The following is a 25,546-nucleotide window of genomic DNA, read 5'->3' as shown; positions in this document are numbered from 1 at the left end:
GCCCGCGCCCCGCCAGACTGGGGACGTGCGCGTCGTGCTGGCCGAGGACTCCGTCCTGCTCCGGGAGGGGCTGACCCGGCTCCTGGAGGAGGAGGGGCACGTCGTCGTGGCCGCGGTCGACCACGCGGACGCGGTCGTCCCCGCCGTCCTCGAGCACCGGCCGGACGTCGCGGTCGTCGACGTCCGGATGCCGCCCACCCTCACCGACGACGGCCTGCGGGCCGCCTGCCGGGCGCGCGAGCTCGTGCCGGGGACGGCCGTGCTCGTGCTCTCCCAGTACGTGGAGGAGTCCTACGCCCGGGACCTGCTCGCCGACGGCCGCGGCGGCGTGGGGTACCTGCTGAAGGACCGGGTGCAGGACCTCGCGGCGCTCGCGGACGCGCTCGAGCGGGTGCGGGCCGGGGGCACCGTGCTCGACCCGGAGGTCGTCGCCCAGCTCCTCGTCCGGCGGCGGCCCGACGACCCCCTCGACCGACTGACCCCGCGCGAGCGGGAGGTGCTCGCCCTCATGGCCGAGGGGCTGTCGAACGCGGCCGTCGCGGAGCGGCTCGTGCTGTCGGCCGGTGCCGTGGAGAAGCACGTGGGCAACGTCTTCGCCAAGCTCGGCCTGCGGGCGGCCGAGGGCCAGCACCGCCGGGTGCTGGCGGTGCTGGCCTGGCTGGGGGCGGGGGTCAGGAGACCCGGATGACGACCTTGCCCGCCGTGTGCCCCTCCTCGGAGAGGCGGTGGGCGTCGGCCGTCGCCCCGAGGTCGAAGGTCGCCACGACGGGCACCGTGAGCCTCCCCGCGTCCGCGAGCGCGCCGAGGGCCTCCAGGTCCGCCCGGTCCGGCCGCACCCACAGGTACCGGCCGCCGAGCTCCGTGACGCCGCCGTCGGCGACGGAGCCCAGCCGGACGCCGGGGGCGCCGAGCTCCGGGGTCGTCGCGGCCACGCCGCCCCCGACGAGGTCGAGGACCGCGTCGACGCCGCCCGGGACCAGCCCGCGCACGGCCTCGACGAGCCCGTCGCCGTAGGGCACGGGCTCGCCGCCGAGCGCGCGGACGTGGTCGTGGTTCCCCGGCGACGCCGTGCCGATCACCCGGGCGCCGAAGGCGCGCGCCACCTGCACCGCGAGCGCGCCGACGCCCCCGGCCGCGTTGTGCACGAGGACCGTCTCGCCCTCGCCGACCCCGAGCCGCCGCAGCGCCTGGTACGCGGTGAGGCCGGCCAGGGGCAGCCCCGCCGCCTCCTCCCACGACAGCGACGCCGGCTTGCGCGCCAGCGTGCGGACCGGGGCGGCGACGAGCTCGGCGGTCGTGCCGCCGGAGACGACGTCCTTGCGGACGTAGCCGACGACCTCGTCGCCGACCGACAGCTCCGGCACGTCCAGGCCGACCCGCTCGACGACGCCCGCCACGTCCCACCCCGGCACGACGGGGAACACCGTGTCCATGAGGGGCTCGAGGTACCCCTGGCGGACCTTCCAGTCGACGGGGTTGACGCTCGTGGCGTGCACGCGGACGAGGACGGAGTCCGGGCCGACGCGGGGGGTGGGCAGCTCGGTGGCCTCGAGGACCTCGGGCCCGCCGAAGCGGTGGTAGGCGATCGCTCTCATGGCGGGCGCAACCCCGCCGGACGCCCGCCGTGTTCCCCCGACCACGTCCCGGACGGCCGTCCGGGACGGCCACGGGTCGTCGGTACCCTGGGGCTCAACCCCCCCCGTCGCGAGTCAGGGAGCACACCCGTGGGACGAGTCGTGGTCGACGTCATGCCGAAGCCGGAGATCCTGGACCCGCAGGGCAAGGCCGTCGCCGGCGCCCTGCCGCGCCTGGGCTTCGGGGAGTTCGTGTCCGTGCGCCAGGGCAAGCGGTTCGAGCTCGAGGTGGCCGGCCCGGTGACCCCCGAGGTGCTCGCGGCCGCCGCCCGCGCCGCGGAGCAGGTGCTGTCCAACCCCGTCATCGAGGACGTCGTCCGCGTGGCCGACCTCGACGCGGTGGGGGACGCGGTGCCGGCGGAGGTCGCCCGGTGACCCGGGTCGGCGTCGTCACCTTCCCCGGGACGCTCGACGACCGGGACGCCGCCCGCGCGGTGCGCCTGGCCGGCGGCGAGCCCGTCGCGCTCTGGCACGCGGACGCGGACCTGCACGAGGTCGACGCGGTCGTGCTCCCCGGAGGCTTCTCCTACGGCGACTACCTGCGTGCCGGCGCCATCAGCCGCTTCGCGCCCGTCATGGGCGAGGTCGTCGAGGCCGCGGGCCGCGGCCTGCCCGTGCTCGGCATCTGCAACGGCTTCCAGGTGCTCACGGAGGCGCACCTGCTGCCCGGGTCCATGGTGAAGAACGACCACCTGCGGTTCCTGTGCGCGGAGACCGAGCTCGTCGTCGAGAACGCCGCCACCGCGTGGACGCAGGACTTCCGCGCCGGGGAGCGCATCACCATCCCGCTGAAGAACCAGGACGGCCAGTACGTCGCCGACGAGGCCACGCTCGACCGGCTCGAGGGCGAGGGCCAGGTCGTGTTCCGGTACGCCGGCGACAACCCCAACGGCTCGCGCCGGGCCATCGCGGGCATCGCCAACGCCCGCGGCAACGTCGTCGGCCTCATGCCGCACCCGGAGCACGCCGTCGAGGAGGGCTTCGGCCCCGACGGGCCCAAGGGCCCGCGCCGGGGCACCGACGGGCTGCGGTTCTTCACGTCCGTCCTGCACGCGCTCGTCGGCTGACGGCCGGGACGAGGACCGGGACGAGGACCGGGACGGGGACGGCATGACCACGGGCACGACGAGCCGCCCGGGCGCGCCCGCCGACCGCTCCGGGGCCGCCGTCCGCGTCCTCGCGGTGCCCTTCGACGACCCCGCGGCCACCGCGCTGCGCGACGCCCAGCAGGCCGAGCTCGCCGTCCGCTACGGCGAGGGCGGGGGAGGGGCACCGCTGCACGCCGACGAGGTGCTCGTGCTCCTGCGCCTGGACGTCGACGGGCTGCCGGTCGGCTGCGGCGCGCTGCGGGACGTGTCCGGGGAGCACGGCCCCGGTACCGGTGAGCTCAAGCGCCTGTACGTGCGGCCCGACCACCGCCGGCGCGGGCTCTCGCGGGTGCTGCTCGCGGCGCTGGAGGACGCGGCGCGGGCGCACGGGCTGCGCCGCCTCGTGCTGGAGACCGGGACGCGGCAGCCGGAGTCCATGGCCCTGTACGCCTCGGCCGGGTGGAGCGCGACCGCCCCGTACGGCGAGTACGCCGACCACCCGATGTCGCGGTGCTACGCGAAGACGGTCGACGGCGCGGACGCGTGACGGACGCCTGACCGGGTGGCACCCCTGGCCGGCGCGGCGGGTGCCGCGCTAGGGTCGCGCCGTGGCTCCGACCCGGGTGTGTTGTCGCTGATCTGACACCCCCGCGCGCCCGCGGCCGGACGGCCCCCGCGCGCACCCGCCGGTCCTGCGAGAGACACCCCCATGGCCCAGCCCCTGGTCGCGACGCGTCCTGCCGCCGTCGCCCCCGCCACCACCCCCGCCACCACCCCTGCCACCACCCCTGACGCGGGCCCGCTCCGGTCCGCGCCGGGTCTGCGCGTCGACCACCCGTCCCTGCCGCCCGGCGCTCGCGTCGTCGCGCTCGGCGCCGGCCCGCAGGCCGCCCCCGCCGACGCCGACGCCGACGCCGCCGACCTCGCCGCGGCCGACGTCGTGCGCGTCGAGCACACCGCCGCCCGCCGCACGGACGCGGCCGTCGCCGCCGCCGTCCGCGGGGTCGTCGACGCCGTGGCCGCCGCCGGCCGCCCCCGCCGCGCCGTGCGCGTGGTGCTCGACGTGCCGCTCGTGCTCGTCGCCGACGCCGGCCCGGACGGGCTGGGCCTGCGACGCGCCCGCCAGCGCCTGGAGGTCCTCGACGCCCTCGCCGGCGCGCCGTGGGTCCGGTCCGCGGCGTGGCTCGTGACGACGCCGGAGCGGCTCGTCGCCGACGCGACCGCCCTCGCGCGCCGGACGGGCGTCGACGAGGTCGTGCTGCACCCGGGGCCGGCCTCGCGCGCCCTGCTGCCCGCGGGCTGAGGTCAGGCGAGCCGGATCCCCAGCTCCGCCGCGAGCAGCGGGGCGAGGGCGGCCAGGTCGGCGGCCCGGACCGTCGCGCCGCGCAGGCCCGCGACGCCGTCGAGGCGCTCGAGCGCGCCGAGGTCGAGACCCGTGAGGTCGGCCGAGGTGAGGGTGGCGCGGGACAGCTCGAGGCGGCGCACCCGGCAGTCGACGAACGCGAGGCGCTTCGCGGTCGCGCCGGCCAGGTCCAGGTCGTCGACCGTGCAGCCCTCCAGCCGCAGGCCGTCGAGGCGGGAGTCCCGGAGGTTGACGAAGCCGAGCCGGCAGCCGCGCAGCGTCACGCGGTCCCAGCGGACGCCGTGCGCGACGAGGGCGCCGATCCGCGCACCCGTGACGAGGACGTCCCGCCACGACCCGTCGCGGGCGGACAGCGCGGTGGCGTGCGCGCCGTCGATGCCCACGTCGGACAGGTCGGCCCGGTCCAGCACGGCGTCGTCGAGCGTGCCGCCCACGACCGTCACGTCGAGCCAGCGGGCGCCGGAGGCATCGACGCCGGACAGGTCCGCGTCCTCGATCCGCACCTCGTCGAGCAGCCCCTCGCGCTCCACCCTCCCGCTCCAGGTCACGGCGCCACTCTGCCAGCCCGCTGTGCCAGGATCCCGCCGTGCGACACCCCCTGGTCCTCGACGGCGCCGGCGTGCAGCTCGTCCCGCTGGGGCCCGAGCACGCCGCGCCCCTCGTCGCGCTCGTCGACGACGCCCTCTGGGCGGGCATGTCCTCGCCCGTGCCGCGCGGAGCCGACGACCTCGCCGCGTGGGTCGCGACCGCACTGGAGACGCCCGGACGGCTCGCCTTCGCGGTGGTGGGCGACGACGGGACGGTCCGGGGCAGCACGTCCTTCTACGACGTCGACCACCGCGTCCGCCGCCTCGAGATCGGCCACACCTTCTACGGCCGGCCGTGGTGGGGCGGGCCGACGAACCCCGCGACGAAGCTCGCGCTCCTGACGCAGGCGTTCGACGGCTGGGGCATGGCGCGCGTCGCGCTGCGCGCGGACAGCCGGAACGCCCGCTCCCTCGCCGCCATCGCCCGCCTCGGCGCGACGGCCGAGGGCGTGCTGCGCAGCCACCGCCTCGCACCGGACGGCACCCGCGGCGACACGGCGTACTTCTCGATCCTCGCCGACGAGTGGCCCGCCGCGCGCGCCGGCCTGCGCGCGCGGCTCGGGCTGCCGCCGGTCCCGGGGGACGTCTAGCGCGCCGGTCCCGGCTCCGGCAGGCCGTGGCGCCGTGCCAGGTGCAGCCCCGTGAGCGACGAGGGGTGCTGCGCCAGGGCCAGCGGCGGCCCCTCGTGGACGACGCGACCGCCCTGCGCGCCCGCGCCCGGGCCGAGGTCGAGGACGTGGTCGGCGCGGGAGACGACGTCGAGGTTGTGCTCGATGACCACGACGGTCGAGCCGGCGTCGACGAACCGGTCGAGCAGGGCGATGAGCCGGTCGACGTCGGACATGTGCAGGCCCGTCGTCGGCTCGTCGAGCACGTAGACGTCCGCGGGCGAGCCCAGCTCGATGGCGAGCTTGAGGCGCTGCCGCTCGCCGCCGGAGAGGGTCGACAGCGGCTGGCCGAGGGTGAGGTAGCCGATGCCGACGTCCTCCATCGCCGCCAGGGTCGTCGCGACCGGCCTCTCCGCGCGCTCGGTGAAGAAGGTGCGCGCCTCGACCACGGACATCTCGAGCACGTCGGCGATGGACCGCCCCCGCAGGGTGTAGCCCAGCACCCTCTCGGTGTACCGGCGCCCGCCGCAGACCTCGCAGGGGGAGGTCATGGGCTCGAGGTTGCCGAGGTCGGTGTAGATGACGCCGAGGCCGCCGCACTCGGGGCAGGCGCCCTCGGAGTTCGCGGAGAACAGCGCGGGCTTGACCCCGTTCGCCTTGCCGAACGCCTTGCGGATGTGCTCGAGCATCCCGGTGTAGGTGGCGGAGTTCGAGCGGCGCGAGCCGCGGGTCGTCGCCTGGTCGACCACGACGACGTCGGGGTACCGGCGCGGCAGCTCGACCCGGACGAGCGAGCTCTTGCCCGAGCCGGCCACCCCGGTGACGACCGTGAGGACGCCGGTCGGGATCTCCACGGTGACGTCCTGGAGGTTGTGCGTGCGCGCGCCCTCGACCCGCAGCGACCCCGTCGGGGTGCGCACGTCGCGCTTGATCGGCTGGAGGGCCTGCAGGTGCCGCCCGGTGAGCGTGCCCGAGGCCCGCAGCCCCGGCAGGTCGCCCTGGTAGACGATGGTGCCGCCCGCGGCGCCGGCGCCGGGGCCCATGTCGACGACGTGGTCGGCGATCGCCATGACCTCGGGCTTGTGCTCCACGACGAGCACGGTGTTGCCCTTGTCCCTCAGCGCGACGAGCAGCTCGTTCATGCGGTGGATGTCGTGGGGGTGCAGCCCGACGCTCGGCTCGTCGAAGACGTAGGTGAGGTCGGTGAGCGCCGAGCCCAGGTGGCGGACCATCTTCACGCGCTGGGACTCCCCGCCCGAGAGCGTCGCGCTCGGGCGGCTGAGGCTGAGGTAGCCCAGGCCGATCCGGACGAGGGCGTCGAGGCGGTCGGCGAGGTCGTCGAGCACCGGCCGGTGCTCGGGGGCGTCGAGGCCGCGCACCCACGCGGCGAGGTCGGACACCTGCGCGTCGGAGCACCAGCCGATGGACCGCCCGGCGACGAGGCTCCCCCGCGCCGCGGCGTTGAGGCGGCTGCCCGCGCACTCCTCGCAGCGCCCGAAGGTGGAGATGCGCTCCACCGCGGTGCGGATGTGGGACTGGAGCGACTCGGGGTTCTTGCTCAGCACGCTGCGGCGCAGCCGGGGCAGCAGGGCCTCGTAGGACAGCGACATGCCGCCCACGTCGATCTTCTCGGCCTTGACCTTGCCGCGGGCGCGCGGGCCGGCGGTCACCGACTCGTCGGGCCCGTGCAGGAGCAGCCGGCGCTGCTCGGGGGTCCAGTCGCGCACCTTGGCGTCGACGTCGAACCAGCCGGACTCGGCGAAGATCTTCCACAGCCAGGAGTCGGGGGCGAAGCCGGGGAAGTCGATGGCGCCCTCGCGCAGGCTCCGGTCGGGGTGCAGCAGCGCGTCCTCGTCGATCGCCGCGACGGTCCCGAGCCCCTCGCACGCCGGGCACATGCCGCGCGGGTCGTTGAAGGAGAACGCGATGGGCGTGCCGAGGTTCGGCGTGCCGAGCCGCGCGAAGATCCGGCGCAGCCAGGGGGAGGTGTCCGTCGCGGTGCCGACGGTCGAGCGCGACGAGCCGCCCATGGGCTGCTGGTCGACGACGATCGACGCCGTCAGGCCGGTGAGGGCGTCGGCCTCGGGCTGGCGGGACTGGGGCAGGAAGTTCTGGATGAACGCGGTGTGCGTCTCGTTGAGCAGCCGCTGCGACTCCGCCGCCACGGTGTCGAAGGCCAGGGAGGACTTGCCCGAGCCCGAGACGCCCGTGAGCACGGTGATGCGGCGCTTGGGGAGGTCCACGTCGACGCCCCGCAGGTTGTTCTCGCGCGCGCCCCGGATGCGGATGACGTCCCAGGCGGCGGGGCGGGCCTCGGGGTCGGTGGGGGCCTCGGCGGGCAGGGTCGTCACGGGCGTCCTCCTGGTGGTGCGGGCGGCGGGGTGCGCCCCGCCGAGGTCTCCGACCTGCGCGGGAGGCCGAACTCATCGGGGTGGGACGGGCGGCCGCTCAGCCGAGGGCGCCCCGGCGGGGGTTGGGCGGCGACCCCGGCACGGGGGCGGCGCGCGGGTCCCGCCGCCGGTCGCGGACCGCGACGACGACGAGCGCCGCGGCGTAGGACACCGCCAGCGCGGGCAGCAGGCGCTGCGTGTCGTGGGGCGCGAGGCTGCCGGCGAGCGCGAGGAGGGCGACGAGCGCGAGCCCCAGCACGGCCCGGCGCTCCCACGCGGGCCGGCCCTGGCGCACGGCCCGCCGGTGCGCCCAGCGGACCCCGGCACCGGTGAGCGCGCCCGCGACGACCGCGAGGACCACCGTCATCGCCACCTCCGTCGCGTCCCGTCCGCCTCCGCCGTGCCCGACGCTAACCGCTCGGGGGTCGCCCCGCGTGCCGTCCGCGCCGGGCGTGCCTAGCGTGGGCGGGGCGCGCGCCCGGCGCGCCGCCCCACCCGTCACGCCCCGAGGGAGCACCGCCATGAGCACCGAGAGCCCGCGCGAGACCGTCGTCCGCCTCGTGAAGGAGACGCGCATCGCGATGCTCACGACCGTCGCGCCCGACGGCCAGCTCGTCAGCCGCCCCATGGGCGTGCAGGACGTGGACTTCGACGGGGACCTGTGGTTCTTCGCCGACGCCGACAGCCACAAGGTCCACGAGATCGAGGCCGGCAGCCCCGCGAACGTCTCCTTCGCCTCGGGCACGTCGTGGCTGTCCGTGGCGGGCAGCGCGGAGGTCCTCGACGACACCGCGAAGGCGCGCGAGCTGTGGGGCCCGACGGCGGAGGCCTGGTACCCCGACGGCCCCGACACCCCGGGGCTGCGGATCGTCGTCGTCCACGGCGCGACCGCCGAGTACTGGCAGTCCCCCGGCGGCCGCGTCGCCACCGTCCTCAGCCTCGTGAAGTCGAAGGTCACGGGGGAGCGCTACGACGGCGGGGAGAACCTCACCGTCGAGCTCTGAGCGGGCGGCCCCGGCTCGGGTCCGGATCAGGTCCCGACGAGGGGCGCCACGCCGACGGTGAGGTGGTGGCGCCCGCCGCGGCCCGTGCCCGTGACCGTCCAGCCGTCGCCGGCCCGGGCCACCGCCACGTCGACCGTCGCGGGCAGCCGCACGGGGCTGCCGAACGTCGCCGTCCACACGAGCGCGTCCCCGCGCGCCGGCCCCACCTGCGCGAGCGCGCGTGCCGCGGTGTGCATGCCGTGCGCGAGGGGGCGGGGCTGGCCGAGGGCCCGGGCCGTCGCGACCGACAGGTGGAGGGGGTTGCGGTCCCCGGAGACGGCGGCGTAGCGGCGCCCGGTGTCCGCCGGGAGGCGCCAGCGGGCGGTGGGGAGCGGGCGCGGGTCCGTGCCGTCCGTGCCCGTGCCGTCCGTGCCCGTGCCGTCCGTGCCCGTGCCGTCCGTGCCCGTGCCGCCCATGCCCGTGCCCTCGGCGCCCACGCCGGCCGCCACGCCCTTCGCCAGGTAGGTGGAGACCCCGGTCCACACCGTCTCCCCGTCGACCTCGACCTCGGCGACCAGCCGCACGCTCGTGCCCCGGGGGTGCGGGTGCAGGTCCTGCGCCCAGGCGCGGACGTCGAGGCGGTCGCCGAGGCGCACCGGCCGCCGCTGCTCCACCCGGTTGGCCAGGTGGACCATCCCCAGGAGCGGCAGCGGGAAGCCCGGCGCCGTCATGACGGACATCGCCACGGGGAACGCCAGCACGTGCACGAACCCCGGCGGCAGCGTGTCCGTGGCGCTCTCGCCCAGCAGGTGCTGGTACGCCGTGAGGTGGTCGGCGTCGGCCGTCACGCCCCGGACCACGTGCGCGACGTCGGGCAGGGCGGGCGCCGGACGGCCGGCCGCTGCGCGGCCCGCGGGGGACAGCCGGGCCCGCAGCGACGCCCGGGCGCCCGCGGCGTAGAGGCCGCCCAGCGCCGGCACGGCGGGCAGGACGGTCTCGCGCCGTGGGCGCCCCGGTCCGTCCGTCACCGGCCCACCATGCTCTGCCCGCACACCCGCAGGGTCTGCCCCAGGATGCCGCCCGCGGCCGGCGAGGCGAGGAACGCCACCGCCTCCGCGACGTCGACGGGCAGGCCGCCCTGCTGCAGGGTGTTGAGCCGGCGCGCGACCTGCCGCGTGAGCGCGGGGATGCGGGCCGTCATCTCCGTCTCGACGAAGCCCGGCGCGACCGCGTTGGCCGTACCGCCCACGGCCGCCAGCAGGGGTGCCGTCGCGGCGACCATGCCCATGACGGCGGCCTTCGACGCGGCGTAGCCGGTCTGGCCCCGGTTGCCCGCGATGCCGGAGGTGGACGCCAGCGCGACGACCCGGGGGGCGTCGGTGAGCGCGCCGGCGGCGAGCAGGTGCTCCGTGATGCGCAGCGGCGCCTCCACGTTGACGGCCAGCACGGAGGCCCAGCGGTCCGGCGTCGTGTTGGCCAGCAGCTTGTCGCGGGTGATCCCCGCGTTGTGCACGACGACGTCGAGGTGGCCGTGGCGGGCGAGGGCGTGCTCGAGGATCCGCCGCCCGGCGTCGCGGGACGTGACGTCGAGCGCGAGCGCGGTGCCGCGGACGCCGTTCGCGACGCCGGCGAGGGCCTCGCCCGCCGCGGGGACGTCCACCGCGACGACGCGGGCGCCGTCGCGGGCCAGCACGGACGCGATGGCCGCGCCGATGCCCCGGGCCGCGCCCGTGACGACCGCGACCCGGCCCTCGAGGGGGCGCTCGGGGTCGGCCGGCAGCGTCCCCGCGCCGGAGTCGACGGGAAGGAGCTGCCCGTCGACGAAGGCCGACCGGGCCGAGAGCAGGAACCGCAGCGTGCCGAGCACCGCCGGGGCCAGCACGTCGACCCCGTCGGCGACCACGACGCCGTTGCCCGTCGCCCCGCCGCGCAGCTCCTTGGCCAGGGAGCGCAGGAACCCGTCGACGGCCTGCCGTGCCGCGGCCCGTGCGGGCGGGTCACCGGCGCGCGCCGGCCGGGAGACGGTGACGACGCGCCCCGCGGGCGCCAGGCGGCGCAGGACGCCGGCGAGGGCCAGCACGGGGTCGGCGAGGTCGCCCGGGTGCTCGAGCCCGGTGAGCGCGAGCACGACGGCGCCGTAGCGCAGCCCCTCGGTGGGGTGGCGGTGGACGTCGAGGTCCCAGCCGTCCGCCCGGCCGCCGGCGGCGGGTGCGGCGGCGAGCAGGCCGGCGAGCGCGTCGGCCTCCGCCCCGCGCCCGAGCACGAGCACGGGCCCCTCGACGAGGGGGGCGCCGGGCACGTGGCGGCGCAGCACCGGCGGGCGCGGCAGGCCGAGGCGCCGCGCGACCGCCGCCGCGGGCCCGGCCTGCACGAGCCGGAGGTAGGCGTCGGCGGACGTGAGCGCAGGATCGCTGCCGGGATCGCTGCCCGGGACGGGGCCGGGGCGGTCCGTCGCCGGGCGGTGGAGGGCGGGGCGGGGCGTCGTCGTCGTCATCACGCCGCCTCGAGCAGCGCGGCGACGCCGAGGCCGCCGGCCGCGCAGACGGAGACGAGGGCGCGAACGGGGCGGTCCTCGCCGGCGGCGCGCAGCTCCGCGCGGCGCCGGTGCAGCTCCTGGGCGACGGTGGCGACGACCCGGCCGCCGGTCGCCGCGAAGGGGTGGCCCGCGGCGAGGGACGACCCGTGCACGTTGAGGCGGTCCTCCTTCACCGTGCCGAACGCGCCGTCGAGCCCGAGGCGCTCGCGGCCGAACGTCTCGCTCTCCCAGGCGGCGAGGGTGCACAGGACGGTGGCGGCGAAGGCCTCGTGGATCTCGACGAGGTCGAGGTCCTCCAGCGCCAGCCCGTGACGGGCGAGCAGCCGCGGCACCGCGAACGCCGGGGCGAGCAGCAGGCCGTCCTCGCCGTGCACGAAGTCGACCGCCGCGACCTCCGCGTCCACGACCGCCGCCCAGGGCGTGAGGCCGTGCTCGGCCGCCCACTCCCGGGAGCCGAGCAGCACCGTCGAGGCGCCGTCGGTGAGCGGCGTGGAGTTGCCCGCCGTCATCGTCGCGGGCGCGTCCAGCCCGCGCCCGAAGACGGGCTTCAGCGCGGCCAGCTTCTCCAGCGAGGTGTCCGCGCGCAGGTTCGCGTCCCGCACGAGCCCGCGGTAGGGCGTGACGAGGTCGTCGAAGACCCCCGCGTCCCACGCCGCCCCGAGGCGCTGGTGGCTGCGCAGCGCGAGCTCGTCCTGCGCGGCGCGTGTGATGCCCCACTGCGCGGTGGTGATCGCCTGGTGCTCGCCCATGGACAGGCCCGTCCGGGGCTCCCCGGCCGTCGGCGCCTCCGGTGCCAGGTCCCCCGGCCGCAGCCGCGCCAGCACCGCGAGCCGGGCCTGGGGCGTGCGCGCCCGGCGCAGGTCGAGCAGGGCCCGGCGCAGGCGGTCGTTGAGCGCGACGGGCGCGTCGGAGGCGCTGTCGACGCCGCCGGCCACCGCCGACTCCAGCTGCCCGAGGCGGATCTTGTTCGCCAGGCCGACGACGGCCTCGAGGCCCGTGGCGCACGCCTGCTGCACGTCGTACGCCGGCGTCGTGGCCGAGAGCGCCGACCCGAGGACGGCCTCGCGGGTGAGGTTGAAGTCGCGGCTGTGCTTGAGGACGGCGCCGGCCGCGACCTCGCCGACCCGCTCGCCCTGCAGCCCGTGGCGCGCGACGAGCCCGTCGAGGGCCGCCGTGAGCAGGTCGAGGTTCGAGGCGTGCGCGTACCGGCCGCCGGCCCGCGCGAACGGGGTGCGGTTGCCGCCGAGGACGTAGGCCGGTCGGGTCCCGCCGGGCACCGCCCCGCTGTGGTCCCCGACCCGGGTGCCCGGGTCGCCGAGGGTGGACGAAGGTGTCACAGCTGCCTCCCGCATCGCCGTCGATGTGCTGCCGCGGCCGGCGCCGCCCGGCCCCACGGGGCGCGTCCGGCACTGTCCGGGACCCACGGTACCTGATACCGTCCGTCCTGTGAGCCGGATCACCGAGGGGGCCGACGAGGGCGCGGGGCGCGAGGCCGTGCGCGAGGCCGTGCGCGAGGACGCGGATGGCCGCCACACGCGGTGGGCCGAGCACCGCGAGGCGCGACGGGCCGAGCTCGTGCGCGTCGCGCGCCGCACCGTCCACCACGGCGGCCCCGACGTCTCCATGGAGGAGATCGCCGCCGCGGCCGGCACGTCCAAGTCGATCGTCTACCGCTACTTCGGCGACAAGACGGGGCTGCAGATAGCCGTCGGCGAGGCCGTCGTCGGGCAGATCCAGGGCGCGCTCGCGGGCGTGCTGCGCGTGGCGCCGTCGCCGAGGGAGGGCCTGCGCGCGATGGTCGCGGTCTACCTCGACACGATCGAGCAGTCCCCGAACGTCTACGCCTACGTCACGCGGGACGGCTCGCTGGAGGCCGGCGGGCCGCTGGGGCACTTCGTCGCCTCGGCCGCGACGCTCGTCGCCGGGCACTTCGCCCGGCTCGCGGCCGACGGCGGCGCGCCGGACGCCTGGGCGGCGCAGGCCTGGGCCGCCGGGGCGGTCGGCTACGTCCGCGGGGCGGGGGAGTGGTGGATGACGCACCGCGGCGAGCCCGGCTGCCCCGACCGCGCCGCCCTCACCGACCAGGTCGCGGCGTGGCTGTGGTCGGGCTCCGCCGCCGCCTGGGCCGACGGCCCCGCCGTCCGCGCCGTGCCCCTGCCCGCCGTGCCCCTGCCCGCCGTGTCCCGGGGCCCCCGCGGCGCCCGGTCCTGACGACCCCCGACGTCGACCACCCCCACCCCGCCCGCTCCCGACGACGACGACGAGGAGTCCCCGTGACCACCACCGCACCCCGCCCCACCACCCCGGGCCCCACCGGGACGACCGGGACCGCCGCCCCCGGCGACCCCGCGCTCGACCGGGGCGGCCGGGTCGACGTCGGCGCCCTGCACGAGGTGCTCCTCGGGCACTACCCGGAGCTGCGCCGCGGCGCCCGCGCGCTCATGGCCCAGGAGCGGTTCCACGGCGTGCCCGGGATGCCCATGGCCGAGCACCGCGCCCGGGTGCTCGACCAGCTGCGGGCGCTGGCGGCGGAGGGCGACGTGCACCGCGCCTTCCCGGAGCGCTTCGGGGGCCGCGACGACCACGGCGGCTCGCTCGCGCGCTTCGAGGAGCTCGTCGTCGGCGACCCGTCGCTGCAGATCAAGGCCGGGGTGCAGTGGGGCCTGTTCGCCTCCGCGATCCTGCACCTGGGGACGGGGCGGCACCACGACGCGTGGCTGCCCGACGCCCTGTCCGTGGCCACGCCCGGCGCCTTCGCCATGACGGAGACCGGCCACGGGTCGGACGTGCAGTCCATCGCCACGACGGCGACCTTCGACCCCGCCACGGACGAGCTCGTCGTGCACACGCCCTTCCGCGCCGCCTGGAAGGACTACCTCGGCAACGCCGCGCAGCACGCGACGGCCGCGGTGGTCTTCGCCCGGCTCGTCACGGCCGCCCCCGGCCGGGGCCCGGTCGACCACGGCGTCCACGCGGTCTACGTGCCGGTCCGGGACGCGGCGGGGCAGTTCCTCCCCGGGGTCTCCGGCGAGGACGACGGGCTCAAGGGCGGCCTCAACGGCATCGACAACGGCCGGCTGTGCTTCGACCACGTGCGGGTCCCCCGGACGAACCTCCTGGACCGGTACGGGTCGGTGGCACCCGACGGCACCTACACCTCCCCGATCGCCAGCCCCGGCCGGCGCTTCTTCACGATGCTGGGCACGCTCGTGCAGGGCCGGGTGTCCCTCGACGGGGCGGCGGTGGCGGCGGCCCGCGCCGGCCTGGCGGTCGCGGTGACGTACGGCAACCAGCGCCGGCAGTTCGCCGGCCCCGACGTCGACGAGGTCGTCCTCCTCGACCACCCGGAGCACGCCCGCCGCCTGCTGCCGCTGCTCGCGACGACCTACGCCGCCGGGTTCGCGCACGAGGACCTGCTCGCCGCCTTCGACGACGTGTTCTCCGGCCGCAACGACACGGAGCAGACGCGCGAGGACCTCGAGACCCTCGCCGCGGCGCTGAAGCCGGCGTCCACCTGGCACGCCCTGACGACGCTGCAGACGTGCCGCGAGGCCTGCGGCGGCGCGGGCTACCTCGCGGAGAACCGCCTCGTCGGGCTGCGCGCGGACCTCGACGTCTACGTGACGTTCGAGGGCGACAACACCGTGCTGCTCCAGCTCGTCGGCAAGCGGCTCCTGGCCGACCACGCGCAGGGCTTCCGCCACCTCGACGCGGTCCGGGTGGCGCGGCTCGTCGCCGAGCGGGCCGCCGACGCCGCGCGCTACCGCACGCCGCTGACCCGGGCCCTGCAGACGATCGCCGACGCCGGCGACCCGCGCCGCTCCGTCGGGCAGCTGCGCGAGACCCACGAGCAGCGCGCCCTGCTGGTGGACCGGGTCGAGACGATGGTCGCCGAGGTGGCGGCCGGGGTGCGCCCGGCCCAGAAGGCGTCCCCGCGGGAGGCCGCGGCGATCGTCGGCGCCCACCAGCACGCCCTCGTCGAGGCGGCCCGGGCGCACGCCGAGCTCGTGCAGTGGGAGTCCTTCACCGCCGCGCTCGAGCGGGTCACGGACCCCGGCACCCGCCAGGTGCTCACGTGGCTGCGCGACCTGTTCGGCCTCGGGCTCGTCGAGCGCCACCTCGACTGGTACCTGCTGAACGGGCGCCTGTCCGTCGGCCGGGCGCGGACGGTCGCGTCCTACGTCGACCGCCTCCTGGCACGGCTGCGGCCGCACGCCCAGGACCTCGTCGACGCGTTCGGCTACGGCCCCGAGCACCTGCGCGCGGCCGTCGCGTCGGGCGCCGAGGCCCGGCGCCAGGACGAGGCGCGCGCCTGGGCCCGCGCCCAGCGCGCCCGGGGCGACGCGCCCGTCCCGGAGGCCCGCCCCCGCCGGGGCTGACCCGGCGGACGGCCCCGAGGTGTCCGCTTCCGGCCCCGTTCGCCCGCAGGAGTGGCGGCGCGCCCCCCGGGCCGCGCAGAGTGGGCGCACCGGACCCGTGCGGGGCCGGCACCGCGAGCCGGCGGGTGCGGACGCCGGCGCTGCAGGGGGTCGACGTGCCAGAGGCGTCCGGACCGGCCACGGCGGCCCTGCCCGTGCCCGCGACCGACCCGGCGGACCTGCTGCCGGCGCTGCTGGCCGCCCTCCACCGCGACGACCGCGAGCGCGTCACGCTGCTGCGTCCCGTCCCCGGCCTGGACGGCTGCGTGCGGGACTTCCTCGTGGTCGCGGACTCGGGCGGGACCGACGGCCTCGCCGGCACCCCCTCCGTGGGGCGCACCCTGCGCGAGCTGTTCGGCGAGGCCGTGGCGGACCGCGTCGTCGCGCTCAACCGCAAGGTGCTCGTCACCGGCCGGCCGCAGCGGGAGGACCTGCTGCTCGCGCTCGACGCCGACGGGACGCTGCGGACGCCGCCGCGCCCCGCCGGGCCCGGGGGCGCCGACCTGCCGGGGGTGCCCGGCTCCCGTCCCGAGGTGGCCGACCCGGACCCCCGGGGCGTGCCGCCGGCCCTGGCGCTGGGGGGCCGGGCCGTGCGCCACCGCGTCGCCGAGATGTCCCACCTGCCCGTGGCGGGCCTCGTCGTCGTGCTGTGGCGGGACGTCACGGACGAGCGCGCGGCCGACGTCATGCGCCGGCGCCGGGAGGAGCGCCACCGCCTCCTGCTCGAGCACGCCGCGGACGCGATCGTCGTGCTGACGCCCGAGGGCACGGTCGACTGGTCGAGCGCGGCCCTGGCCGAGCTCCTCGGGGGCCCGGGGCCGGCGGCGGGCGCGACCTTCGCGCGGGTGGTGCTCGACGACGACCGCGCCGTCCTGGAGGACCTGCTCGTGCGGGCGCAGGTCGCGCCGGGCGATCGGGTCGCCGCCGAGCTGCGGGTCGTGCGCACCTCCGGCGAGGTGCGCTGGGTGCAGGCGGTCGCGCGCGACTGGGGGGCCGAGCCCGCCGTGGGGGGCGTCGCGGTGGCCCTGCGCGACGTCACGGCCCACCGCGCCGCCACCCGCCGGCTCGAGCACCTGGCGCTGGAGGACGCGCTCACGGGCCTGCCCAACCGGCGGTGGTTCACGCGCACCCTGCGCGAGGCGGTGGTCCGCAGCACCCGTGAGGGGACCGCCTTCGCCGTCGTCGTGCTCGACGTCGACGACTTCAAGGTCGTCAACGACAGCCTCGGGCACGCGGCGGGCGACCTGCTGCTCGTCGAGATGGCCTCGCGCCTGGTGACGGCGCTGCGGCCGGAGCACGCCGGGCCGCGGGCGGCCGCCGGGCCCGGTGCCGCAGCGGCGGACGTGGCCGTCGCCCGGCTCGGCGGCGACGAGTTCGTCGTCGTCGCGCAGGGCCTCGACGCCGCCGCCGAGGGGGCCGAGCGCGCGCTGGCGGACCGCGTGGCGGCGGCCGCCACGGGCCGCTACCGGATCGGGCCCGTCGCCTCGCACGTGACGGTCTCGCTCGGCGTGGTGACGCACCGCCCGGCGGACGACGCGGTGCCCGACGCGGGCGCGGACGACGACCCCGCGCTCGCGCTCGACGGCCCCGGCGGCAGCCGCCGGGCCGAGGAGCTGCTCGCGCAGGCCGACGCGGCGCTGTACGAGGCCAAGCGGCTGGGCCGGGCCCGCAGCGCCCCCTTCACCCGGGAGCTCGGGACGCGCGTGCAGTACCGGCTCGACCTCGGCAGCCAGCTCCACCACGCCCTCGAGCACGGGCAGCTCGAGCTGGCGTGGCAGCCCATCGTCCGGCTGCGGGACCGGCGGGTCGTCGCCGCGGAGGCCCTGCTGCGGTGGCGGCACCCGCTGCGCGGCCTCGTGCCGGCCGGGGAGTTCCTGCCCCTGGCGGGCGAGGTCGGGCTCGTGCCGGCGCTGTCGCAGTGGGCGGTCGACGCGGCGCTCGCCCAGGCCGCCCGGTGGCAGGCCGACGGCACGGACCTCGAGGTCTTCATCAACCTCGCCGCGGTGCAGCTCGCGGTGCCCGAGCTCGACCGCGAGCTCGCCGCGCTCGCCGCGTGGCACGGGGTCGACCCGCACGGCATCTTCTTCGAGCTGTCGGAGGAGGTGCTGGGCACGGACGTGCCGGGCCTGGGGGACCGGCTGCGGCGCAAGCGCGAGCGCGGCTTCTCCATCGCGCTCGACGACTTCGGTGCCGGCAACACCGCGCTCACCTGGCTGCGGCGGATGCCCGTGGACGTCCTCAAGCTCGACCGCTCGTTCGCCTCCTCCGTCGACGAGGAGCGCACGCGGGTCGTCGTGGCCGCGATCCTGCGGCTGGCCCGCGAGCTCGGCGTGCGGACGATCGCGGAGGGCGTCGAGACGGACGCGCAGCTGGCGTTCTTCGCCGACGCCGGCTGCGACGACGCCCAGGGCTACCTCCTCGGCCGCCCCGGTCCCGTCACGGCGCTGCGGGCGGGGGCGACGCCGCGCTGAGCCCGTCGGGGCCGACGAGGGTGGTCGTCGCGCCCGCGCCGTCCGCCCCGGCCGGGTCCCAGTGCCGCAGCGCGACGAGGTCGAGCTCCACGTCCTCGTGACCGAGGAGCTCGACCGCGCGGCCGACGTCGGCCCGGTCGAGCCGGCGGGCGAGGGTCACGTGCGCGAGCCACCCCGGGTGCGGCGTCGCGGGCGCCGCGGCGCGCAGCGCCAGCACGGCGGCGACGAGGGCGTCCGGCGCGTCGACGAGCCGCGCCAGCGTGACGCGGGGCCCGCCGAGCACGACGAGGCCCGCCGCCCGCACCCGGACCGGGAGCAGGGGGGCCAGCCCGTCCCGCGCCCGGTCGAGCAGCGCGGCGTCGAGGACCGGGGCCGGCAGGAGCGTCACGTGGGGGGCGTTCGTCGCGCCACGGTGCTGCGCCTGCGACGGCAGGCCCGCGGCGGCCAGCGCGTCCCAGTCGGCGCGCACGCGGGCCTGCCCGGCGGCGTCGGGCAGGAGCTCGAGGGCCTGCAGCCGCGGCGCCACCTCAGCCGTCCCCGTCGACGGGGTTGCAGCCGGCCGCGAGCAGCGTGAGCGTGTCGACCTCGGGCCGCCAGGGCTCGAGGTTCCACGTGTCCTTCTCCGGCGCCCCGAGCTGGTGGCACCACAGCTGGTCGCGCATCGTCGGCAGGTCCGCCTCCGGCTCGCGCGCCACGACCTGCGCCCACACCCCGACCCCCGCCGCCTGCCCCCCGGCGCGTGCCCACGCCGACGGCTCCACCGCGAGGGACCGCCCGCCCTCGCGCTGCCCCCACGTGGCGTCGAGGACCGTGACGTCGGCGAGCCACAGCGGCACGTCGCCGACCGCCCCGGCGGGCACCGTCAGGGTCACGACGACGCCCGGGCCCGTCGGCGCGTCGTCCGCACCGGAGGCGTCGGCCGCCGGCGCCGCCGGGTCCACGGCCGCGACGCGGGGGCTGCCGGCGGGGGTGAGCGCCACGGAGGGCGGGGCGTGGCCCGCGGGTGCGAGGCCGGCGACGAAGGCGTCGCCCGCGTCCACGACCACGGAGCCGTCGTCGCGCACGGCGAGGGTGCGGTCCGCCGGCGCCGCGAGGACGGCCACGACCACGCGGTCGCCCGCCGCGGGGGCCGCCATGCCCACCCCGCCCGTGCCCGCCGCACCCGTGCCCACCGCACCCGCGCCGACGGCGCCGCCCGCGGCCCCGGTGACCGCACCCGTCGCGGGGGTCGGGACCGTGACGACGGCGACCGCGGAGCCGTCCTCCGCCGCGAGCGTCCGGACGCCGGCGCCCGCGGTCGGCAGGACCCACAGCGTCGTGGTCCCGACGACGAGCGGCGTGCCCGTGCCGCGCACCGTCGCCGCGTCGGGCAGCCCCGGCGCCGGGGCGTCGGGGCCCCCTGCCTGCGGGTCCGCCCCCGTCCCGGGCGCGGTCGCCGCGGCCGAGGGGGGCGGCGTGCCGCCGCCGGGTGTGCACCCCGCCAGCACGCCCCCGGCGACCCCGGCCGCGAGGACGGCCGCGAGCAGGGTCCGGCCCCGGCGTCCGCCGTCGAGCCGGCTCACGGCGCACCGGTCCCGGGCGCACCGGCCCCGGGGGCACCGGCCGCCCGGAGCACCTCGCGCCAGACCTCCTCGACGACGGCGCGCGCGTGGCGCTCGGCGGCGTCCTCGTCGCCCGCCGCGACGGCACGCGCCGTGGCCTCGTGGTCGTCCAGCGCACCGGGCACGGGCGACGCGGGCATGAGGCCGAGCCCCGAGCGCCCGGAGAGCACCTCGGCGACCGGCCCCGTGAGCGCCGCGAGCAGCGCGTTCCCCGAGGCCTCCAGCAGGAGGGCGTGGTAGGCCACGTCGGCCTCGAGGTAGGGCGCCGTCTGGCCGCGGCCCTCCTCGCCGAGCGCGCGCAGCCGCGCGGCCAGGGCGGCGAGGCGCTCGCGGGTCGCGCCGTCCGCGTGCCGGGCGGCCAGCCGGGCCGCCGTCGGCTCGATCGCCAGGCGCAGCTCCGTGAGCGCGACGAGCTGCCGGTAGCGCCCGGGGCCCGCCAGGCGCCAGCCGACGACCTGCGGGTCGAGGGCGCTCCACTCCTCCTCGGGCCGGACGCGCACGCCGACGCGCTGCCGCGACTCGACCATGCCGACCGCCTCCAGGACCCGCACCGCCTCGCGCACGACCGTCCGGGAGACCCCGAGCTCGGACTCCAGCCCCGCCAGCGTGAGGACGGACCCGGGCGGGCGCGTGCCGGCGGCGATCTCCCGGCCGAGCCGGTCGAGCACCCCGCTGTGCAGGCCCCCCCGCATGTCCCGCCCTCCGCCGCGCCGCTGCAGGAGTGTACGGGCCGCTCCCCGGGCGCCGACGGCCGGGGGCGGGTGAACCGTTCCGTCGGCCGGGTCGCTCACGCCGACCCGAGGCTTGCCAAAAAGTATGACTTTCTGCCACCGTAGCGCGCGCCGCCGGCCGGCACCACGATGGGTGCCGAGGTCGCCCTGTCCGCACCCTGCCGGCGCCCGTCGGCGCCTGCCGGCACCACCCCATCGATCGACGGAGATCCCATGGACGAATGGACGCAGACCCTCGGCGCGGGGCCCCTCCTGGCCATCGCCGCCGCGGCCATCGCGCTGATCCTCGTGCTCGTCATCCGCTTCAAGCTCCACGCGTTCCTCACGCTCGTCGTGGTCTCGCTGCTCACGGCCCTGGCCACGGGGATCCCGATCGGCGAGATCGTCAACACCCTCGTCGGCGGCTTCGGGAGCACGCTCGGCACGGTCGCCCTGCTCATCGGGCTCGGCGCGATGCTCGGCAAGCTCGTGGAGCACTCCGGCGGAGCCCGCGTGCTGGCCGAGGCGCTCGTGGGCCGGTTCGGCGAGAAGCGCGCGTCGTTCGCGCTGGGCCTGGCCTCGCTGGCCGTGGGCTTCCCCATCTTCTTCGACGCCGGGCTCGTGGTCATGCTGCCGATCATCTTCGCGGTGGCCCGGCGCCTCGGTGGCGGGAACGTCCTGGGCTACGGCATCCCCGCCGCGGCGGCGTTCTCCGTCATGCACGTCTTCCTGCCGCCGCACCCCGGACCGGTCGCCGCCACGGAGCTCTACGAGGCGAACCTGGGGCTCGTGCTCCTCGTCGGGATCATCCTGGCCTTCCCGGTCTGGTACGTCTCCGGGTACCTGTGGGGCAAGCGCGTCGGCGACCGGTACCCCCTGCCCGTCCCGGCGCTGTTCGGCAGCATCGACGAGGACCAGCCCAGCAACCCGCCGCGCGTCGGCACGGTCCTGGCGGTGCTGGCCCTGCCCCTCGTGCTCATCTTCATGAACACGGGCCTCGACGCGCTGAACGGGGCCGGCGTGGTGTCGGAGGACGAGACCTGGTTCCAGGTCCTGACGGTGATCGGCACCTCCGCCGTCGCGCTGCTCATCTCCGTCCTCGTCGCCATGCTGGTGCTCGGTACCCGCCGGGGCGTCCACGGGAGCGCGCTCGAGAAGGTCCTCGACTCCTCGCTCGGCCCGGTGTGCTCCGTCATCCTCATCACGGGCGCCGGCGGCATGTTCGGCGGCGTCCTGCGCGCCTCCGGGATCGGCGACGCGCTGGCGGACTCCCTCGAGTCCATCGGCCTGCCCGTCATCGTCGCGGCCTACATCATCGCGGTCATCCTCCGCCTCGCCCAGGGCTCGGCGACCGTCGCCCTCGTGACCGCCGCCGGGCTCATGGCACCGGCCGTCACCGCCGGCGACTACAGCGGACTCCAGATCGCCTGCATCACCCTCGCGACCGCCGCCGGCTCCGTCTTCGCCGGCCACGTCAACGACTCCGGGTTCTGGCTCGTCGGACGCCTCATGGGCATGGACGTGAAGACCACGCTGCGCACCTGGACGGTCCAGCAGGGCATCGAGTCCGTGCTCGCGTTCGCGATCATCTCCGTGCTCTACGTCGTCGTGGGTCTGGCGTGACCGCCAGCAGCCTGTTCGACGTGACGGACCGCCTCGCCCTCGTCACGGGGTCCTCGCGGGGCCTGGGCCGCGCGCTCGCCACGGGGCTCGCCGAGGCCGGCGCCCGCCTCGTGCTCCACGGCCGGGACACGGCCGCCCTCGGGGACGTCGCCGACGACCTCGAGCGGCGGACCGGCCGGCGGCCCGCGGCCGTGGCCTTCGACGTCACGGACGCGGCCGCCGTCGAGGTCGGGGTGGCGGAGCTCGTCGCCGCCCACGGCGTGCCCGACGTCCTCGTCAACAACGCGGGCGTGCAGCGGCGCGCCCCCATCACGGAGTTCGCGGTCGCCGACTGGGACGCCGTCATCGCGACGAACCTCTCGAGCGCCTTCTACGTCTCGCGCTTCGTCGCGCCGGGGATGGCCGCCCGCGGCTCGGGGAAGATCGTCAACATCGCCTCCGTGCAGTCGCGGCTGGCGCGCCAGACCATCGCGCCCTACTCCGCCAGCAAGGGCGGCCTGGCGCTGCTCACCCAGGGCATGGCGGCCGACCTGGCGCGGCACGGCATCCAGGTCAACGCGATCTCGCCCGGCTACTTCGCCACGGACATGAACGCGGCGCTGTGGCAGGACCCCGAGTTCGACCGGTGGGTGACGCAGCGGACGCCCGCGCAGCGCTGGGGCCGCGTGGAGGAGCTCGTCGGGACGCTGCTGTTCCTGGCCTCCGACGCCTCGAGCTTCGTCTCGGGGCAGAACGTGTTCGTCGACGGCGGGATGACGGCCGTCGTGTGACCCGCCCGCCCCCGGGCGGACGACCGGCGCCCGTCCGGGGCGGCCGCGACAGAGAGGCGTACCCACGTGCGAGCGCTCGTGATCCACGGCAAGGACGACCTGCGCGTCGAGGAGGTCCCCACGCCCCGGGCGGGGGAGGGGCAGGTCCGGCTGCGGATGGCCTACGGCGGCATCTGCGGCTCGGACCTGCACTACTGGCGGCACGGCGCGAACGGGGAGTTCGTCGTCCGGGAGCCGCTCGTCCCGGGGCACGAGGTCGTCGGCACCGTCGACGAGGACCCGGCGGGCGAGCTCGCGCCGGGCACGCCGGTGACGCTGCACCCGGCCACGTTCGGCACGCCCGAGCCGGGCCTGGAGGACGCGCCCCACCTGTGGCCGCAGGGCGCCTACCTCGGCAGCGCCTCCACCTGGCCGCACACGCAGGGCGGCATGAGCGAGCACCTCGTCGTGCGGCGGGACCAGGTCCGCGTCCTGCCCGCGGGCCTCCCGCTGCGGCGGGCGGCCCTCGCCGAGCCGCTCGCGGTCGCGCTGCACGGCGCGGGGCTGGCGGGCGACCTCACGGGGGCGCGCGTCCTCGTGTCGGGCTCCGGGCCCATCGGGCTCCTCGCGGTCGCGGCCGCCCGCGCCCGGGGCGCCGCCGAGGTCACGGCGAGCGACGTCCTGCCGGGCCCGCTGGAGCGGGCGCGGGCGGTGGGGGCCTCGGCCACGCTGCGCGTGGGGGTCGACGCGGTGCCGGCGGGTGCCTTCGACGTCGTCCTCGAGTGCTCCGGGGTGCCCGCGGCCGTCGGCACCGCCCTGGTGGCCGCCCGGCGGCGGGGCACGGTGGTGCAGGTCGGCATGGTGCCGGACGAGCCCCGGCCGGTGAACCTCGCGCCCTTCATCTCCAAGGAGGTGACGTGGCGCGGCTCCTTCCGCTTCCGCGACGAGGTCGAGGAGGCCGTGGCCCTGCTGGCGGCCGAGCCCGGCATCGGCTCCGTCGTGACGCACGTCCTGCCCGCGGAGGACGCGGTGGCCGCGTTCGCGCTGGCCGCGGACTCGGCCGCGAGCGGCAAGGTGCTCGTCGACCTGTGGGGCGGCGACCCCGGCGCCGACGGCGGCGCGGCGTGAGCGGCACGAGCGACGTGGCGACGGGACCGGTCGCGGACGTCGTCCTCGGCGTGGACCTCGGCACGACGAGCACGAAGGTCGTCGCCTTCGACGTCGCGGGACGGACGCTCGCGAGCGCGTCCCACGGGTACCCGCTCGAGGAGCCGCACCCCGGCCACGCCGTGCAGGACCCCGAGCTCATCGTCGACGCGGTGATGGCCGGCCTGCGTGACGTCGTCGCCGAGCTCGGGGCGGGGCGGGTGGCGGCGCTGTCGTTCTCGTCGGCGATGCACAGCCTCCTCGGCCTCACGCCGACGCTGCGGCCGGTCACGTCCGTCGTCACGTGGGGCGACACCCGCGCGGCGGCGCAGGCGGAGCGCCTGCGGGCCGGCGTCGGCGGGCTCGCGCTGCACCGGCGGACCGGTACGCCCCTGCACCCCATGTCGCCCCTGCCCAAGCTCGTGTGGTTCCACGAGCAGGAGGCCAAGCTCTGCGAGGGCGTCGGGTTCTGGGTCGGCATCAAGGAGTACGTGCTGCTGCGGCTGTGCGGCGCGCTCGTCGTCGACCACTCCATCGCCAGCGCCACGGGCCTCATGGACATGGCGACGCTGTCCTGGGACGGGGAGGCGCTCGCGATCGCCGGCATCACCGCCGAGCAGCTGCCCGAGATCGTCCCCACCACCCACGTCCTGCCGGGCCTGTCCGACGAGGGCGTGCGGGAGACGGGGCTGCCCGCCGCCACGCGCGTCGTCGTCGGGGCTGCCGACGGGCCGCTGGCCAACCTCGGGGTCGGTGCCGTCCGCCCCGGTGTCGCCGCCTGCTCCCTCGGCACCAGCGGCGCCCTGCGCGTCGTCGTCGACCGGCCCGCCGTCGACCCGCTCGGCGGGGTGTTCTGCTACGCCCTGACCCCGAGCCGCTGGGTCGTCGGCGGGGCGATCAACAACGGTGGCGTCGTCATGGGCTGGGCGCGCGACACCCTGGCCCCCGAGGTGGAGGACGAGGCGGAGCTGCTCGCGCTCGCCGCCCGCGCCCCCGTCGGCTCCGGGGGGCTGCTCATGCTGCCGTACCTGCTGAGCGAGCGGGCGCCGCACTGGAGCTCGCTGCCCAAGGGCGTCTACCTCGGCCTCACGCGCGCGCACCGGCGCGAGCACCTGGTGCGTGCGGCCGTCGAGGGCGTGTGCCTGCAGCTCGCGTCCGTGCTGCACGCCATGCGCGGGGCGGGCCTCGTCGTCGACGAGGTGCGCGCCACCGGCGGCGTCATGCGCAGCGAGCTGTGGCAGCAGACGCTCGCGGACGCGTTCGGCATGCCCGTCGGCCTCGCGGAGGGGCAGGAGGGCTCGGGATTCGGCGCGGCGCTGCTGGCGATGGAGGCGCTCGGCCTCGTCGACAGCATCGACGTGGCCGCCGACATGGTCGAGGTGACCCGCACCGTCCGGCCGCGTCCGGCGGAGTCCGAGGTGCTGCGCCAGCTCCTCGGCGTGTTCACGGAGGTCTACGACGCCCTCGTGCCGGCCTTCACGACCCTGCGGCGGCTGGCCCCGTCGCTCCCGGTCGACCTCGTCGACGACGCGCGCCCGCTCGCCTGAGCCTCCCGGCCCGCGCCGGTCCGTACATCTGCGTATCGCCCGCCGCGTACCGGCGGGTGTGGGCTCTCCCCAGCGGTCGACGTCGTCGGCCC

At 77.6% G+C, this 25,546-nt stretch carries 24 protein-coding genes; 14 read left to right on the top strand and 10 right to left on the bottom strand.

Annotation, left to right across the window (positions count from 1 at the left end; all coding sequences use genetic code 11):
* The first annotated feature begins 25 nt into the window (after positions 1–25).
* Positions 26–688, top strand: coding sequence for a response regulator (locus EJA20_RS01945; protein ID WP_129336485.1), 663 nt, complete (start codon positions 26–28; stop codon positions 686–688).
* On the opposite strand, the gene EJA20_RS01940 is transcribed toward EJA20_RS01945, so the two are convergent.
* Entirely contained in the window at positions 672–1,595 is a 924-nt protein-coding gene (locus EJA20_RS01940; RefSeq protein ID WP_129336484.1) for an NADP-dependent oxidoreductase, read from the bottom strand. The genes EJA20_RS01945 and EJA20_RS01940 overlap by 17 nt on opposite strands.
* Positions 1,596–1,724: 129 nt before the next feature.
* On the opposite strand from EJA20_RS01940, the gene purS reads away from it, so the two are divergent.
* From purS to EJA20_RS19670, 4 genes are all read left to right on the top strand, one after another.
* Positions 1,725–2,009: a phosphoribosylformylglycinamidine synthase subunit PurS gene (gene purS, locus EJA20_RS01935; RefSeq protein ID WP_129336483.1), complete on the top strand. Its 285-nt coding sequence runs from the start codon at positions 1,725–1,727 to the stop codon at positions 2,007–2,009.
* Complete coding sequence (gene purQ, locus EJA20_RS01930) at positions 2,006–2,701, top strand: phosphoribosylformylglycinamidine synthase subunit PurQ (RefSeq protein ID WP_129336482.1); 696 nt, start codon at positions 2,006–2,008, stop codon at positions 2,699–2,701. The genes purS and purQ overlap by 4 nt, the downstream gene beginning before the upstream one ends.
* Before the next feature lie 43 nt (positions 2,702–2,744).
* The gene (locus EJA20_RS01925; RefSeq protein WP_129336481.1) at positions 2,745–3,269 is read left to right on the top strand and encodes a GNAT family N-acetyltransferase; all 525 of its coding nucleotides are present in this window, start codon (positions 2,745–2,747) and stop codon (positions 3,267–3,269) included.
* Positions 3,270–3,431: 162 nt separating this feature from the next.
* Complete coding sequence (locus EJA20_RS19670) at positions 3,432–4,025, top strand: hypothetical protein (RefSeq protein WP_129336480.1); 594 nt, start codon at positions 3,432–3,434, stop codon at positions 4,023–4,025.
* 2 nt (positions 4,026–4,027) lie between these two features.
* On the opposite strand, the gene EJA20_RS01915 is transcribed toward EJA20_RS19670, so the two are convergent.
* Complete coding sequence (locus EJA20_RS01915; RefSeq protein WP_129336479.1) at positions 4,028–4,633, bottom strand: pentapeptide repeat-containing protein; 606 nt, start codon at positions 4,631–4,633, stop codon at positions 4,028–4,030.
* 38 nt (positions 4,634–4,671) lie between these two features.
* Here EJA20_RS01915 and EJA20_RS01910 point away from each other — a divergent pair, with 38 nt between their 5' ends.
* A complete protein-coding gene (locus EJA20_RS01910) occupies positions 4,672–5,262 on the top strand; it encodes a GNAT family N-acetyltransferase (RefSeq protein ID WP_129336478.1) in 591 nt (196 codons plus the stop codon).
* On the opposite strand, the gene EJA20_RS01905 is transcribed toward EJA20_RS01910, so the two are convergent.
* Together EJA20_RS01905 and EJA20_RS01900 are read right to left on the bottom strand one after the other, a co-directional pair.
* Positions 5,259–7,631: an ATP-binding cassette domain-containing protein gene (locus tag EJA20_RS01905; protein WP_420836393.1), complete on the bottom strand. Its 2,373-nt coding sequence runs from the start codon at positions 7,629–7,631 to the stop codon at positions 5,259–5,261. The two genes, EJA20_RS01910 and EJA20_RS01905, sit on opposite strands and share 4 nt — an antisense overlap.
* A 97-nt stretch (positions 7,632–7,728) precedes the next feature.
* A complete protein-coding gene (locus tag EJA20_RS01900; RefSeq protein WP_164983796.1) occupies positions 7,729–8,043 on the bottom strand; it encodes a hypothetical protein in 315 nt (104 codons plus the stop codon).
* A 148-nt stretch (positions 8,044–8,191) separates the two neighbouring features.
* Here EJA20_RS01900 and EJA20_RS01895 point away from each other — a divergent pair, with 148 nt between their 5' ends.
* Positions 8,192–8,674 (top strand): pyridoxamine 5'-phosphate oxidase family protein, encoded by a 483-nt coding sequence (locus EJA20_RS01895; RefSeq protein WP_129336476.1) that lies wholly within the window; start codon positions 8,192–8,194, stop codon positions 8,672–8,674.
* Between the two features lie 26 nt (positions 8,675–8,700).
* Here EJA20_RS01895 and EJA20_RS01890 read toward each other — a convergent pair whose 3' ends face one another.
* From EJA20_RS01890 to EJA20_RS01880, 3 genes are read right to left on the bottom strand one after another with little or no spacing between them, the layout of a single operon-like run.
* On the bottom strand, positions 8,701–9,681 hold the full coding sequence (locus EJA20_RS01890; protein ID WP_129336475.1) for a MaoC/PaaZ C-terminal domain-containing protein: 981 nt from the start codon (positions 9,679–9,681) through the stop codon (positions 8,701–8,703).
* A complete protein-coding gene (locus EJA20_RS01885; protein WP_129336474.1) occupies positions 9,678–11,147 on the bottom strand; it encodes a 3-oxoacyl-ACP reductase in 1,470 nt (489 codons plus the stop codon). Before EJA20_RS01885 ends, EJA20_RS01890 begins: the two co-directional genes overlap by 4 nt.
* Positions 11,147–12,526, bottom strand: coding sequence for an acetyl-CoA C-acetyltransferase (locus EJA20_RS01880; RefSeq protein WP_240674886.1), 1,380 nt, complete (start codon positions 12,524–12,526; stop codon positions 11,147–11,149). Before EJA20_RS01880 ends, EJA20_RS01885 begins: the two co-directional genes overlap by 1 nt.
* A 109-nt stretch (positions 12,527–12,635) precedes the next feature.
* Here EJA20_RS01880 and EJA20_RS01875 point away from each other — a divergent pair, with 109 nt between their 5' ends.
* The 3 genes from EJA20_RS01875 to EJA20_RS01865 all read left to right on the top strand — a co-directional run bounded on the left by EJA20_RS01875 (position 12,636) and on the right by EJA20_RS01865 (position 18,078).
* Positions 12,636–13,400 carry a TetR/AcrR family transcriptional regulator gene (locus tag EJA20_RS01875; RefSeq protein ID WP_338068786.1) on the top strand — a complete coding sequence of 255 codons (765 nt, stop codon included), beginning with the start codon at positions 12,636–12,638 and terminating at the stop codon, positions 13,398–13,400.
* A 62-nt stretch (positions 13,401–13,462) separates the two neighbouring features.
* Complete coding sequence (locus EJA20_RS01870) at positions 13,463–15,568, top strand: acyl-CoA dehydrogenase family protein (protein WP_129336472.1); 2,106 nt, start codon at positions 13,463–13,465, stop codon at positions 15,566–15,568.
* A 155-nt stretch (positions 15,569–15,723) separates the two neighbouring features.
* A complete protein-coding gene (locus EJA20_RS01865; RefSeq protein WP_129336471.1) occupies positions 15,724–18,078 on the top strand; it encodes a putative bifunctional diguanylate cyclase/phosphodiesterase in 2,355 nt (784 codons plus the stop codon).
* On the opposite strand, the gene EJA20_RS01860 is transcribed toward EJA20_RS01865, so the two are convergent.
* Genes EJA20_RS01860 through EJA20_RS01850 form a run of 3 tightly spaced genes read right to left on the bottom strand, consistent with a single transcriptional unit; the run spans position 18,044 to position 20,371 of the window.
* Positions 18,044–18,604 (bottom strand): 2'-5' RNA ligase family protein, encoded by a 561-nt coding sequence (locus EJA20_RS01860; protein ID WP_240674885.1) that lies wholly within the window; start codon positions 18,602–18,604, stop codon positions 18,044–18,046. The two genes, EJA20_RS01865 and EJA20_RS01860, sit on opposite strands and share 35 nt — an antisense overlap.
* A gap of 1 nt (position 18,605) precedes the next feature.
* Positions 18,606–19,640: a DUF2599 domain-containing protein gene (locus tag EJA20_RS01855; RefSeq protein WP_129336470.1), complete on the bottom strand. Its 1,035-nt coding sequence runs from the start codon at positions 19,638–19,640 to the stop codon at positions 18,606–18,608.
* Complete coding sequence (locus tag EJA20_RS01850; protein ID WP_129336469.1) at positions 19,637–20,371, bottom strand: FadR/GntR family transcriptional regulator; 735 nt, start codon at positions 20,369–20,371, stop codon at positions 19,637–19,639. Before EJA20_RS01850 ends, EJA20_RS01855 begins: the two co-directional genes overlap by 4 nt.
* Before the next feature lie 252 nt (positions 20,372–20,623).
* On the opposite strand from EJA20_RS01850, the gene EJA20_RS01845 reads away from it, so the two are divergent.
* The 4 genes from EJA20_RS01845 to EJA20_RS01830 all read left to right on the top strand — a co-directional run bounded on the left by EJA20_RS01845 (position 20,624) and on the right by EJA20_RS01830 (position 25,454).
* On the top strand, positions 20,624–22,012 hold the full coding sequence (locus tag EJA20_RS01845; RefSeq protein WP_129336468.1) for a GntP family permease: 1,389 nt from the start codon (positions 20,624–20,626) through the stop codon (positions 22,010–22,012).
* Positions 22,009–22,782 (top strand): SDR family oxidoreductase, encoded by a 774-nt coding sequence (locus tag EJA20_RS01840; protein ID WP_129336467.1) that lies wholly within the window; start codon positions 22,009–22,011, stop codon positions 22,780–22,782. The genes EJA20_RS01845 and EJA20_RS01840 overlap by 4 nt, the downstream gene beginning before the upstream one ends.
* 66 nt (positions 22,783–22,848) lie before the next feature.
* Positions 22,849–23,889, top strand: coding sequence for a zinc-binding dehydrogenase (locus tag EJA20_RS01835; RefSeq protein WP_129336466.1), 1,041 nt, complete (start codon positions 22,849–22,851; stop codon positions 23,887–23,889).
* Complete coding sequence (locus tag EJA20_RS01830) at positions 23,886–25,454, top strand: gluconokinase (RefSeq protein WP_240674883.1); 1,569 nt, start codon at positions 23,886–23,888, stop codon at positions 25,452–25,454. The genes EJA20_RS01835 and EJA20_RS01830 overlap by 4 nt, the downstream gene beginning before the upstream one ends.
* The last annotated feature ends 92 nt before the right edge of the window (positions 25,455–25,546 follow it).

This window comes from Cellulomonas endophytica (assembly GCF_004123805.1).
Lineage (GTDB): Bacteria > Actinomycetota > Actinomycetes > Actinomycetales > Cellulomonadaceae > Cellulomonas > Cellulomonas endophytica.
The sequence above is the reverse complement of the archived record's forward strand: the minus strand, read 5'-3'. Positions and strand labels throughout refer to the sequence as shown.